The organism is Micromonospora sp. DSM 43699 (assembly GCF_055517075.1).
This window is the reverse complement of the sequence record NZ_JBTMMT010000046.1, coordinates 44926-57477: the sequence shown is the minus strand read 5'-3', so window position 1 is coordinate 57477 and position 12552 is coordinate 44926. Positions and strand designations below refer to the sequence as shown.

Below are 12552 nucleotides of genomic sequence, written 5' to 3'. Positions count from 1 at the left end.
GGTGGTTCGCCTGGGTGGTGGCCGGGGGCCGGTCGGCTCGGGGCCACGACGTCACAGGTCAGGCGCAGGTGATGTTGCTGGGCGGCGGGGTGCCGTTGCCGGTGGCGGTGAATCCGAAGGTGGTCGAGCCGTTGGCGGCCAGCGCGCCGTTGTAGGCGGCGTTGCGGACGGTGACGTTACCGGTGCTGCCGGTGTTGACACCGTTCCAGACGCTGCTGATCGCCTGGCCGCTGGCCAGGCTCAGGCCCACGGCCCAGCCGCTGATGGCGCTGGCGCTGGTGTTGGTCACGGTGACCTCACCCTGGAACCCGCCGGGCCAGCTGTTGACCGCCTTGTAGGTGGCGGTGCAGCCGCCGGGTCCGCTGGTGGGCGGAGCCGTGGTCGGCGGCGCGGTGGTGGGCGGCGCGGTCGTCGGCGGCGCGGTCGTCGGCGGCGCGGTCGTCGGCGGGGTGGTCGTCGGCGGGGTGGTGGACGCGAACTGGGTGAAGAACTTCCAGATCTCCCCCGAGGTCCAGGTCCGGGAGTCGTTGGGGCTGCCCGACCCGTCTACCGGGCTGGGGGTGTGGTCCCCGTCGAACGCGGCCCACTGCACCGGGTAGCCGGAGCGGCAGCCGGAGTAGGTGGTGGTGATGTGGGTGAAGGTGTTCAGGCCGGGCTCACGCGGGCTCTGTGCGGTGCAGCCGTTGTTCCGGACGAACGTGTCCCGCAGCGACCGACCCATGGAGATGTTCAGCACGCTGTCGTGGGTGCCGTGGATGCCGAAGTAGGGCACCGGCTGGGTGCCGCCGTTGCAGCCGCTGAGCTGGGCGCCGGAGAGCACGGCGACCGCGCGGACGACGGTGGGCCGGGCGCAGGCCACCGCGTAGCTCATCGCCCCGCCGTAGCTCCAGCCCAGCACGAACCGCTGGGTGGTGTCGACGCACAGGTCGTTCTCGACCTGCCGGGTGATGTCGTCGAAGAGGGTCAGGTCCCGACCGTTGGTGTTGGCCCAACCCGCGTCGATGCCCTGGGGGGCGACGAAGATCGTGCTGTTGTTCGACAGCGGCAGCAGGCCGTAGTAGCCGGCCGAGGAGACGTTCTGGGCCGAACCGTTCAACCAGTGGAAGCCGACGACCAGCCGGTACTGGCGGTTGCGGTCGTACCCGTCCGGGATCCGCAGGATGTAGCTGCGGTTCTGCCCGCTGCTGGAGATCGTGCGCGTCCCGTTGGTCAGCGTGGGGGCCTTGCCGCAGCCCGCGGTCGCCGCGAGGGCGCCGTTCGTCGCGGCCTCCGCCGTTGCCGGCAGGCCGCCGTTCAGCGCGCCGCCGACGGTCGCCGCGAGGAGGACGGCCGCGGCGGCGATGGTGGGGAGTAGATGTCTGTGTTTCACCATTGCTTGGCTCCTTGCCAGGGGTGTTCTGTCCCAGTGGTGGTGGGTGCGAGGTCGACCCGACGAGCGCCGGCTGCCCCCCGCAGGGCAGCAGGATGCGCAGGACGATTCACACCTCGTCTCCTCGCGGTCAGCGAGTCGATTCGGGTAGGCGGACGCGCCCGTTCGGCGCAGGCGGCACGGCGGCTCGGTGGGGCGGCCCGGACTGGTCACCGACCGGCAGGACGGCGGGAGGGGTGCCCGCGGATGCCGCTGCCGATTGACTGAGGTGACTGGGAGCGTGCCCTTCGCTCCTGCGCCGAAAGATAGCAGGTTATCGATAACATACTCAACCGGGCGAGCGGCGACCGCAGCCGGCACGGGCGAAACAGGTCCACCGCTTGCGGAGCGACCGCCGGCGTCCGACGGCTGCTCGGCGCAGGGCTGCGGGTGCGCAGGGCCGGGTCGACACCCTCGAAACTTGCGGTTGAGAAGTTCGCAACTTTCTGGGAATCTGGCGTTCCGCCGACGGCTCCAGCGCCGCCCGGCGTTTCTTCAACCTGCACGCACCGGCAACGACCGGATCGAGGCCGCGTTCCGCGCCGCCGATGCGGCCGACCCGAACGCCGAACTGGTCGGCTGGACCGGCAGGCGGCGGGCTCGGCACAGGCCGAGCCCGTCGCACGCCGCAGGGCCGGTGGCAGGAGAGGCGTACGGAGATCGGCAGTGCATGCCAGGTGGCTGTCGGCCAGGGGTGCCGGGGTCCTCGGCGCGCGACCGGCGTACGCGGATTCGACTGTCACTCCGGGCGCGGGTGGTCCTGGTTACGCCGGAGGGCCTCTTCGAGCTGGTCTTCGAGAATGATGATCCGGCACGCGGCTTCCAGCGCCGTGCCCTGGTCGACCATCTCCCGGGCCCGCGCGGCAAGACGCAACTGGTAACGGGAGTAGCGGCGGTGGCCACCGGCCGACCGGACCGGGGTGATCAGCTTCAGCTCGTCGAGGCGACGCAGAAAGTCCTGCGAGACGCCTGTCATCTCCGCGGCGCGACCCATCGTGTAGGCGGGGTAGTCCTCGTCGTCGAACATGTCGTCGGGTTGGGCCATCCACACTCCTCTCATGACGAGGGCCCCGGCGCGGGAAGCGCCGGGGCCCGGGGTTTACGGGTCAAAAACACCATCTACCGACAGGTACGTCGGGTTGTCGTATCCGCACCCGCCACCAGCAGCGGCCTGAGGCGCGAGGATCGCATAAGCGTGACCGGAGACCACCTCTCGTTCGATGGAAACTGCGGTGTCCGGCTCCAGGCATGAGACTGCGTCCCGGAGACGGGCGATCCAACGGTGTTCGGGGCCCTCCCTTTCCTCTGCTTTCATTTCCTGGTACTGGTCGTGCTGTCCGCCGGTGGCGGAGCCCCACGCGACTTCACGGCCCCATCCACGTGCGACGGACTGTCCTACCAGGTGAGCCCTGAACCAGCATTGGCCCACCTGTCTGCCCTGACCTGGAATTACGTCAGGGTCTTGACGTCAACTTCACGTTTCCTGTCGTGCTGTCTGCGGTGATCGAATTTCCACCGCTGTGCCGAGTGGGCCACGAGACATGTCCGCGGCTCCTGGATAACGCTCGGCTACTTCGTCGGCGTCTTCGACGATCTCTGCTGTCAACAACAGGAACATTAACCACCCGCAGCAAGAATGTCTAGCGCTTCGCGCATAGATTTTCTCGGTGAGCGCGCGTACACCCTGGGTGTCGGCAGAGCCGTGGTCAGACGCTGGCGAGCGCCTCGGTCGGCGGGAGGGCGGCGGCCCGCATCGACGGGTAGACGCCGGCCACCATGCCGACCACCACGGCACCGCCCAGCCCGGCGAGGGTCGACGACAGCGGCACCACGACCGGCCAGTGGTGGAAGGCGGCGTAACCGACGGTGACGGCCAGCCCGAGCAGCGTCCCGGTGACGCCGCCCAGCGTCGCCAGGGCCACCGACTCGGTGAGGAACTGGCCCCGGATCTGCCCCCGGTTCGCCCCGAGCGCGCGGCGCAGGCCGATTTCGGCCCGCCGTTCGAGCACCGAGATGACCATGGTGTTGGCCACCCCGATCCCGCCCACCAGCAACGCCACCGCAGCCAGGGCGAGGAAGAGGGCCGAGAAGGCGTTCTCCGTGGCGCGTTTCGCGGCGAGGGCGTCCGAGGGGCGACTGACCAGCACGTCGGCGGGCCGTTCCGGGCTGACCGTCTCCGGCAGCACCGCCCGGACCTGCTCCACCGCGGGTTCCAGGGACCTGACGTACAGCACGGTGGGGTGACCGTCGAAGCCGAGTTCGGACTGCGCAGCCGACCAGCCGACCAGCACGGACCGGTCGATCTCCGGCAGCAGTGGGACGTCGGCCAGGATGCCGACGACGGTGAACCACCGGTCACCGATCATCACCTGCTGGCCGGGACCGTCCCCCGGGGACACGTCCAGGACTCCCAACCGGGTCGCCGCCACCGAGCCGAGCACCACTGTGGGAAACCGGGCGGTGGCCGGGGTGAGCCAGCTGCCGTGCTGCACCCGGGCATTGATGATCGGGAGCAGGTCGAGCTGGCTGGCCAGCACCGTCAGGCCGGAGCCGTCCCCCGGGTCGGTGCGGTCGGAGCGGCGGATCAGGGCGTGCGTGTTGGCGACCGCGCTGACGCTGGTCACCGGGCCGATCCGCCGCACCATGCCGGTCGACTCCGGGGGCAGCAGCGCCGGCGGATCCTGGTCGGGCAGTGCGTTCACCTGGAGCAGGTTGGTGCCGAGCGCGGAGAGTTCCCGCATCAGTTGGGCCTGGCTGGAGGCGGGGATGCCGGTGACCACGATCATGGTGGCGATCCCGATGGCGATGCCGAGGGCGGACAACGCGGCCCGGGCCCGGCGGGTACGGATGCCGAGCAGCCCCAGGCCGAGCAGGTCGACCACGGCCAGCCGGACCGGCCGGGCGGCGGCGAGTGCGGTACGGGGGTGCGCCTCGTGCCTCGTACCCGTGATGGTGGGTCTGGTCATCGGGCCGTCACCACCGTGCCGGAGTCGGCGACCAGGCTGCCGTCGCGCATCTCGATCCGGCGGGGCAGCCGGTCGGCGATGTCCCGGTCGTGGGTGATCACGGCGATGGTGGTGCCCTCCCCGTGCAGCCGGTAGAGCAGGTCCAGGACGGTCTGGCCGGTGCGGGTGTCCAGTGCCCCGGTGGGTTCGTCGGCGAGCAGCAGGGCGGGCTGGTGGACCAGGGCCCGGGCGATCGCCACCCGCTGCCGCTCGCCGCCGGAGAGCTGGTGCGGCAGGTGGGTGACCCGGTGCGACAGACCGACCCGGTCGAGCGCCGCGAGGGCCAACGGTCGGCGGTCCCGGCGCGGCACCCCGGCATAGAGCAGGCCGGTGGCGACGTTCTCGGTGGCGGTGAGCCCGGCGGTGAGGTGGAACTGTTGGAAGACGAAGCCGAGCCAGCGCCCGCGTAGCGCGGACAGTCGCCGGTCGGAGAGGTCGGCGACGTCGAGGCCGCCGAGGCGCACCGTGCCGGAGGTCGGCCGGTCCAGGGTGCCCATGATGTTGAGCAGCGTCGACTTGCCGGAGCCGGACGGGCCGACGATGGCCAGCATCTCCCCCTCGGTGATGTCGAGGGAGACGCCGGCGAGTGCGGTGACCCCACCCGGATAGACCATGGAGGCGTCGCGTACGGCAAGTACGGTCACGAGGTGGTCACCACCTTCATGCCCTCGGTGAGGCCGTCGCCGTTGACCTCGACCATCCCCTTGGCGAACATGCCGGTCGTGACGGCGACGAACCGGCCGTCGGCCAGTTGCAGGGCGTAGCCGCCCTCGCTGAGCGCCACCAGCGCGCCGACGGGGACGGCGAGGACGTCCGCCCGGGTCTCGCCGGCCAGGTCGACCTGCACGTCGGCGGCGTCGATGCCGGCCAGGTCTTCGTCCACGGTCACCGTGACGGCACGCTTCGACTCGGCGGTCCCCGCCGGGCCGTCCTCCTGCTGCACGGTGGTGCTGACGGCGGAGACCGAGCCGTCGGCGGTCTTGTCGTCCGGCAGCGTCACCGTCACCTGGTCACCCCGCTGGATCGTGCCGGCCTCGGTGACGTTGGCCAGCACGGTGATCACCTTGGCGGTGGGCGTGACGGTCAGCAACGGCGTGGCGGCGTCGTCCCCCCGCAACGCGGTGACGCCGTCCACCCGGACCGCGCCGGGCAGCACGGCGACGTCGCCGACCCCGATCCGGCCGGTCACCGGCAGCTCGGCGTCCTGCTGCCAGCGCTTGACCGCCCGGATCAGCGCCCCGGTCAGCACGCCCTCGCCCTTGCGGACGACGACCCGGGTCGAGCCGCCCGCCGCCTGACCGCCCGCCGTCGACGCGGGATCCGCCACCGGTTCGCCCTGCCCCGCCGCCGGATTCCCCGGCTTGGCAGGCGGTTTCCCCGGTGCCGCCGGCCGGGTGACCGTCTCCCCCGCGCCGGGCTGGCGACCGATCTCGTAGCCCAGCGCCTTGAGGTTCGCCGCGACGATCCGCACGTCGCGGCCCACCGTGCCGGGTTCCGCCAGATCGCGGTAGAGCGGCATGCCGCCGTAGAACAGCGGCACCGGTTGGTCGTCGACCCGGTAGAGCTGCTTGCCCCGGCTGATCGTCGACCCGGCCTGCGGCAGCCAGGTGACGGTCCCGCTCCGGCCCCCCTTCACCGGTTCCGCCCGGCCGTATCCGAGGGTGCCGGTCAACGACACGGTGGCGGAGAGGTCGGTCCGGACGACGGCCACGGTCTCCACCGCGGCCGGCGGACCGGCCGAGGACCCGGGCGGGACACGGTGGACCGCCCAGACGACGCCGGCCCCGACGACCGACGTCGCCAGGACCAGCACGGCCGAGAGGATGCTCCGTCGACTGATGCGGCGTGGTGAGCTCTGCGCTGGTGGCTGTACTACTGGCACGCCGAGAGCATGGCGACGGTTCTTCAGGAACCTGTCAGGATCTCGAGGACCAGCGCCCGCTGATCCGCTTCGCGATCTCATGGCGGGGCGGTCATCGACATCCGGTCGACCTTTCCCGCATCAGCCGTTCGGCTGGTAATCGATCCGTTTTTCGGGTAGCATTCGATCCCTGAACTGGACGACATGACGCGGTGACCAGACCCGTGATCGTGACCTTGCGACAGTGCGCAGCCCGTCCGCGTGCTACGGCGACAAGCCGATTCGGAGCACTTCCGGTCGTACCGATCAGCGGGCACGTGCGGAAGGCCCACCATGCTCACCACAGCCGAACCGACGACCCGCCAGCAGCACGACCAGAGCACCAGGGCCGCCAGTGCCGACGATCTCCTGGCGGCGATGGCCGCGATGCCGGCCGACGACCCGCGCCGTCCGGCGCTGCGGGCACACGCCATCGAGGCATGGCTGCCGCTCGCCCGGCACCTGGCCCGTCGCTACTCGGGACGCGGGGTCCAGGACGAGGACCTGACCCAGACCGCGGCGGTCGGGCTGATCAAGGCGGTCGACCACTTCGACCCGACCCGGGGGGTCGCCTTCACCGGGTACGCCATCCCCACCGTGGTCGGTGAGATCAAGCGCTACTTCCGGGACCGCACCTGGTCGGTGCGGGTTCCTCGCCGTCTCCAGGAACTGCGCCTGGCCGTCAGCGAGGCGAACAGCACCCTCACCCACACGCTGGGGCGCTCGCCGACCGTCGCCGACGTGGCTGACTACCTGAACCTGCCGGAGGAGACCGTCCTGGAAGGGCTGGAGGGTGCCCGGGCCTACCGGGCGACCTCGCTGTCCACCCCCATCGGCACGGACAGTGGCATGGATCTCGCCGACACGCTGGGCGCCGACGACCACGACTTCGAGCTGGTCGAGATCCACGTCGCCCTCGGCCCCGCCTTGGCCACCCTGCCGGAACGCCAACGCCAGATCCTGGCCCTACGCTTCCACGGCAACCTGACCCAGGCGGAGATCGCCGACCGGATCGGCATCTCCCAGATGCACGTCTCCCGGCTCATCACCCGGGCGCTGGCCACGCTGCGCGGCCGGCTCACCGACGAGGGCTGAGCCCCGCGAGTACGGCGGGCAGCCACGGGTATCCGGTGCCCATGGCGCGGTACACGAAGCCCGAGCTGCGGGAGCAGCTGAAGGAAGAGATCCGGGCCGGCGACCGGGGCGGCCGGCCGGGGCAGTGGTCGGCACGCAAGTCGCAGCTGCTGACCAGGGAGTACCAGCAGCGCGGCGGCGGTTACCAGGGTCCCCGGGACGAGCGGCAGAAGTCCCTGCGGCGCTGGGGCGACCAGAAGTGGCGGACCAGGCAGGGCACCAGCCGGGCCCGCCACGACGGTGAGACCGACCGCTACCTGCCAGACCAGGCCTGGAAGCAGCTCTCCCCGCAGCAGCAGCGCGCCACCGACGCCAGGAAGCGCAGGGCGTCGACGTCCGGCCGGCAGTACGTCGCCAACACCGGGCCGGCCAGACGCGCACGCCGCACCGCCGCGTCGGCCGTCTCCCTCACCGAGTTGCCCGTCGCGGAGGCGACCCGGCACGTCCGTGACCTCGACACCGCCCAGCTCCGGGCCGCCCTGCGGGCGGAACGTCGGGGCAAGGGACGCAAGACGCTCATCCGACGGCTGGAGTCCGCCCTCGACCGTCGCTGAATCCGCCCGTGAGGCGACCGGCACCCGGAGTGCATATGCTCGGCGGGTGGAGGACAGCGAGCAGGCCGTGCTGGTCGAGATGCTGCAGTCGGCCGAGGACGCCGCTCCGGTCGAGGCGGTCGAGGCGGTCACCGGGGCCATCGCCTCGGCGTTGAACGCGTTCGGTGTCTCGTTGCTGATCGCCGATCTCAGCGGGCGGGCGCTGGTGCGGCTGACCCACCAACCGGCCACCGACGGCCCCGGCGGCCTCCAGGACGACGAGGTCGCCGAGGTGCTGCCCTTCGACGGCGGCCCCTACGAGCAGGCGATTCGACAGCAGGCCGCCCGGGTGCTGCCCGGTCCCGGCCGGTGGCGGCTGCTCGCACCCGTCACCGAACGCGGCGAGGCCATCGGTCTGCTGGAGATCGACCTGCCCGACGAGCCGGACGCCGAGGTGATCGACCGGGTCGCCCGTACCGCGCACGCGCTGGCGTTCGTGGTGATCGCCAACCGGCGGCACACCGACCTGTTCGAGTGGGGGCAGCGCAGCACTCCGTTCACCCTCTCCGCCGAGATCCAACGTCGACTGCTGCCCGCCTCGTTCACCTGCGAGGCCGGCGCGTTCACCCTCTCCGGTTGGCTGGAGCCGGCGGCGAGCGTCGGTGGGGACACCTTCGACTACAGCGTCGACCGGGACGTGCTGCACCTCGGGGTCACCGACGCGATGGGCCACGGGGTCGCCAGCGCGCTGACCGCCACCCTCGGGGTGGGCAGCCTGCGCAACACCCGTCGCCGTGGCCTGGGCCTGGTCGCCCAGGCCGAGGAGGCCAACCGGGCCATCGCCGAGCATGCCAACGTCCGTGGCGCGTACGTGACGGCCGTGCTGGGCCGCATCGACCTGCCGACCGGGCGCTGCGAACTGCTCAACGCCGGGCACATCCCGCCGATACTGGTCCGCGACGGCCGGGTCACGCCTGTGGAACTGCCCGGCAACTTTCCGCTGGGGATGTTCCCCGAGGCGAGCTTTCGCAGCGGCGAGATCCCCTTGCGGCCCGGTGACCGGCTGGTCGTGGTCACCGACGGGATGCGCGAACGCAACGCCGCCGACCTCGACCTGCCCGCCGCCCTGCTCGACATCGCGCACCTGCACCCCCGCGAGGCCGTCCGGGCCCTGTCCGACGCGGTGCTGGCCACCGCCGGGCCCCACCTGGCCGACGACGCCACCCTGATGATCGTCGACTGGTACGACAGCCACGGGCCGCGCCGCAGCAGCGCCGGGGCCGACACCAGCCGGGCCAGCGTCGCACCCCGGTGAGGACGTCTCACGACACCGGGGCGGCCTCCTCGGCGTCCCGCACGGTGTCGTAGATGCCGATGACCTGGTCCACCGAGGTGATCGAGAACACCGTGCGGACCGACCGACGGACCCCGGCCAGCCCGAGCCAGCCGTCGCGTTGTTGCAGGTCCCGGTAGGCGACCACGAGCGCGCCCAGGCCGCTGGAATCCATGAACCCCACCCCGGTCAGGTCGACCACCACGACCCGGGTGCCACCCTCCACCACCTCGCGTAACCGGTCCCGCAGCTGCGGTGTGGTGCTCATGTCCAGGTCACCGGCGACCTCCAGCACCGTGCCTGCGCCCTCCTGGCGGGTCGACATCGTGAACTCCACGTGAACCCCCTCTGATCTCGGCGTACCGGGCCTCGGGTCCGCAATACGTGTCACCCACGGTGCCAGAAACCGGCCGCGAGCGCTCGGCGACCGGCTGCCGGCGGACCGGTGCCGGCAGCGGGGCGGTGACTCGACGAGTGGCGCACGGACGGGGCCCGCGGCTCCTACGACTGTCGTGACCTGCGCGATCGCCTGAGGGTGAATGTGCAGGGCTTGTCGCGCAAACACGTACATAGCTCACATCAACCCCTTGACCAGCGATTGATCGTCGGTACGGTCCTTACTCACACGACGCCAATGTGGACGTCGTGGCTGGTCCTTCGATCGGAAGGCGATACATGACATCTCACTCGACCACCAGGACACGCCGGGGTCGACAGACCCTCGGCCTGGCAGCCGCGGGGTTGCTCCTGGTCGGCGCGATGCCCGGCACGGCGTCGGCGGCGGAGCCCGATCCGCGCGTCGGCCTCGGCGCGGGCTGGCTCGACGCACAGTCCGCGATCAGCAACCTGGAACAGGTGGCGCACCGCGACAAGCCGGCCGGATTCGTCGACCCGACAAACCCGGGTAACGGCGGATATTACAACTCGGACCTCGCCTTCGGCGGACGGTACGCCTTCCAGGGCAACTACAACGGGTTCACCATCACCGACGTCGCCGACCCGGCCGAGCCGACCCTGGTCACCAGCGTGGTGTGCCCCGGCGGGCAGGGTGACCTCTCCGTCCAGGGCAACCTGCTCTTCATGTCGGTCGAGGAGACCCGGGGACGGGTCGACTGCGGCACGAACCCCAACGTCGGCACCCGGTTCCAGGGCGTGCGGGTCTTCGACATCAGCGACGTGCGCAACCCGGTGCAGGTCGCGGGGGTGCAGCTCTGCAGGGGCTCGCACACCCACACGGTGGTGACCGACCCCCGGGACGCCGACAACGTCTACGTCTACGTCTCCGGTACGGCATCCGTGCGCCCGGCGACCACGATGGAGGGTTGCAACAACAACGCCGCCGACGGGGAGAACCCGTCGCGGTGGCGGATCGACGTCATCAAGGTGCCGGTGGCGGCCCCCCAGAACGCCGCCGTGGTCAACCAGCCGAGGCTGTTCCAGGACCCGGCCACGGGCCGGGTCGACGGCCTCCAGAACGGCCCGGTGACGCCCCGGCACCCGTCCGGGTCGACCTGGTCGCCCTCGCCGAACACCAACGCCTGCCACGACATCACCGCGTATCCGGAGATCGGGCTGGCGGCCGGCGCGTGCCAGGGCAACGGCATCCTGATCGACATCTCGGACCCGGCGAACCCGAAGCGGATCGACGAGGTGGCCGACCCGAACTTCGCGTACTGGCACTCGGCGACGTTCAACAACGACGGCACCAAGGTGATCTTCACCGACGAGTGGGGCGGGGGCAGCGGGGCCCGCTGCCGCGACACCGACCTGCCGCAGTGGGGCGCGAACGCCATCTTCGACATCGTCGACCGGAAGATGACCTTCGCCAGCTACTACAAGCTGCCGGTGCCCCAGTCGCTCCAGGAGAACTGCGTGGCGCACAACGGCTCGCTGATCCCCGTGCCCGGCCGCGACATCATGATGCAGGCCTGGTACCAGGGCGGCATCTCGGTGTTCGACTTCACCGACTCGACGCACCCGCGCGAGATCGCGTACTTCGACCGGGGTCCGGTCAACCCGAACTCGCTCGTGCTGGGTGGCTTCTGGTCGGCGTACTGGTACAACGGCAACCTCTACGGCAACGAGATCGCCCGCGGCCTCGACGTGTTCAAACTGACCCCCAGCGCACACCTGTCGGCGGCCGAGATCGAGGCTGCAGGCCAGGTGAAGCTGGCCGGGTTCAACGCCCAGGGGCAGCCGAAGATCAGCTGGACGCCGAGCTTCGCGCTCGCCCGCGCCTACCACGACCAGTTGGTCCGGGCCGACGCGATCGACCAGGCGTTGAGCGCGGAGGTCGACGCGGCCCTGCGCCGGGCCGGGGAGTTCGCGGCCGACGGCCGGCGGTACGCCGCCGAGACGCAACTGCGGACGCTTGCCGACACGCTCGACGCCGCACCGCACCGCACGCTCCGACAGGCCGTGGTGGACCTGGCGGACACCTTCAACCCCAGGGTCTCCGCCACGGTGGGCCCGGCCGAGCCGACCGGCAACAACGGCTGGTACACCGGTGACGTCACGCTCACCCTGACCGGCCTGATCGCCGGCATGTGGACCGGCCAGTACTCCGTCGACGACGGTGTCACCTGGGTGGACGTGCCGGCCAGCGGCGTCGCGACGATCAGCGCCGACGTCAGGGGCCCGGTGCGCTACCGGGCCGTCGACGGTGCCGGCAACACCTCCCGGCAGGGCAGCCAGTGGCTCAAGGTCGACCGGACCGCACCTGCCGTGCAGGTCTCCGGACTGACCGACGGGACGTCGTACGGTGACTCCGGCGCGGTGACGGTGGACTGGACGATCACCGACAGCGGCTCCGGGCCCGGCATCAACCCGGACAGCGCGCTGCTGGACGGCAAGCGGGTCGCCCGAGGGGCCACGGTCGTCCTGTCCGGCCTCCCGCTGGGCGGTCACACCCTGGTGGTGACCGCGAAGGACAAGGCCGGCAACACCACCACCCGGTCCGTCGCGTTCACCACCACGACGTCCTTCGCCGATCTCCAGGCGCTCGTCGACGGTTACCGGTCCGCCGGCACCGTCAGCGCGGGCAACGCCGACAGGCTGACGACCAGCCTCGGCAAGGCCGGCACAGCGGCCACCGGCGGCCAGCAGGCGGAGGCGGTCGGGCACCTGACCACCTTCGTCGACCAGGCCGGCGCGCTCAACGCCGCCGGCGCACGCAACCTGCTGGTCCGTGACGCGCGGGCGCTGATCGACCAGCTCGACGGGTAACCCGTCCGGTCCTG

At 71.2% G+C, this 12552-nt stretch carries 10 protein-coding genes; 4 read left to right on the top strand and 6 right to left on the bottom strand.

Annotated features, from left to right (window positions below):
• Window positions 1-58: 58 nt before the first annotated feature.
• The 5 genes from AC0AIB_RS21300 to AC0AIB_RS21280 form a co-directional block, all read right to left on the bottom strand.
• A complete protein-coding gene (locus AC0AIB_RS21300) occupies window positions 59-1372 on the bottom strand; it encodes a cellulose binding domain-containing protein (protein WP_328340507.1) in 1314 nt (437 codons plus the stop codon).
• Window positions 1373-2147: 775 nt separating this feature from the next.
• Window positions 2148-2453, bottom strand: a complete 306-nt coding sequence (locus AC0AIB_RS21295; RefSeq protein ID WP_328340509.1) for a MerR family DNA-binding transcriptional regulator — start codon at window positions 2451-2453, stop codon at window positions 2148-2150.
• 661 nt (window positions 2454-3114) lie between these two features.
• A complete protein-coding gene (locus tag AC0AIB_RS21290; protein WP_465097335.1) occupies window positions 3115-4374 on the bottom strand; it encodes an ABC transporter permease in 1260 nt (419 codons plus the stop codon).
• Window positions 4371-5027 (bottom strand): ABC transporter ATP-binding protein, encoded by a 657-nt coding sequence (locus AC0AIB_RS21285; RefSeq protein ID WP_328348944.1) that lies wholly within the window; start codon window positions 5025-5027, stop codon window positions 4371-4373. The genes AC0AIB_RS21290 and AC0AIB_RS21285 overlap by 4 nt, the downstream gene beginning before the upstream one ends.
• A 26-nt stretch (window positions 5028-5053) precedes the next feature.
• Window positions 5054-6226 carry an efflux RND transporter periplasmic adaptor subunit gene (locus AC0AIB_RS21280; protein ID WP_465097334.1) on the bottom strand — a complete coding sequence of 391 codons (1173 nt, stop codon included), beginning with the start codon at window positions 6224-6226 and terminating at the stop codon, window positions 5054-5056.
• Window positions 6227-6607: 381 nt separating this feature from the next.
• Here AC0AIB_RS21280 and AC0AIB_RS21275 point away from each other — a divergent pair, with 381 nt between their 5' ends.
• Genes AC0AIB_RS21275 through AC0AIB_RS21265 form a run of 3 tightly spaced genes read left to right on the top strand, consistent with a single transcriptional unit; the run spans window position 6608 to window position 9295 of the window.
• On the top strand, window positions 6608-7408 hold the full coding sequence (locus AC0AIB_RS21275; protein WP_328340515.1) for a SigB/SigF/SigG family RNA polymerase sigma factor: 801 nt from the start codon (window positions 6608-6610) through the stop codon (window positions 7406-7408).
• A gap of 41 nt (window positions 7409-7449) precedes the next feature.
• Window positions 7450-8001 (top strand): hypothetical protein, encoded by a 552-nt coding sequence (locus AC0AIB_RS21270; protein ID WP_328340517.1) that lies wholly within the window; start codon window positions 7450-7452, stop codon window positions 7999-8001.
• 46 nt (window positions 8002-8047) lie between these two features.
• Window positions 8048-9295, top strand: coding sequence for a PP2C family protein-serine/threonine phosphatase (locus tag AC0AIB_RS21265; RefSeq protein ID WP_328340519.1), 1248 nt, complete (start codon window positions 8048-8050; stop codon window positions 9293-9295).
• A gap of 7 nt (window positions 9296-9302) precedes the next feature.
• Here AC0AIB_RS21265 and AC0AIB_RS21260 read toward each other — a convergent pair whose 3' ends face one another.
• Window positions 9303-9638, bottom strand: a complete 336-nt coding sequence (locus tag AC0AIB_RS21260) for an STAS domain-containing protein (protein ID WP_328340521.1) — start codon at window positions 9636-9638, stop codon at window positions 9303-9305.
• Window positions 9639-9988: 350 nt separating this feature from the next.
• On the opposite strand from AC0AIB_RS21260, the gene AC0AIB_RS21255 reads away from it, so the two are divergent.
• Window positions 9989-12538, top strand: a complete 2550-nt coding sequence (locus AC0AIB_RS21255) for an FIMAH domain-containing protein (RefSeq protein ID WP_328340523.1) — start codon at window positions 9989-9991, stop codon at window positions 12536-12538.
• The last annotated feature ends 14 nt before the right edge of the window (window positions 12539-12552 follow it).

What these genes read in the sequence shown, in the direction of transcription:
- AC0AIB_RS21300 (WP_328340507.1), bottom strand. Translation starts at nt 1,372, where the DNA reads ATGGTGAAACACAGACATCTACTCCCCACCATCGCCGCCGCGGCCGTC.
- AC0AIB_RS21285 (WP_328348944.1), bottom strand. Translation starts at nt 5,027, where the DNA reads ATGGTCTATCCGGGTGGGGTCACCGCACTCGCCGGCGTCTCCCTCGAC.
- AC0AIB_RS21295 (WP_328340509.1), bottom strand. Translation starts at nt 2,453, where the DNA reads ATGGCCCAACCCGACGACATGTTCGACGACGAGGACTACCCCGCCTAC.
- AC0AIB_RS21270 (WP_328340517.1), top strand. Translation starts at nt 7,450, where the DNA reads ATGGCGCGGTACACGAAGCCCGAGCTGCGGGAGCAGCTGAAGGAAGAG.
- AC0AIB_RS21260 (WP_328340521.1), bottom strand. Translation starts at nt 9,638, where the DNA reads ATGTCGACCCGCCAGGAGGGCGCAGGCACGGTGCTGGAGGTCGCCGGT.
- AC0AIB_RS21255 (WP_328340523.1), top strand. Translation starts at nt 9,989, where the DNA reads ATGACATCTCACTCGACCACCAGGACACGCCGGGGTCGACAGACCCTC.
- AC0AIB_RS21290 (WP_465097335.1), bottom strand. Translation starts at nt 4,374, where the DNA reads ATGACCAGACCCACCATCACGGGTACGAGGCACGAGGCGCACCCCCGT.
- AC0AIB_RS21275 (WP_328340515.1), top strand. Translation starts at nt 6,608, where the DNA reads ATGCTCACCACAGCCGAACCGACGACCCGCCAGCAGCACGACCAGAGC.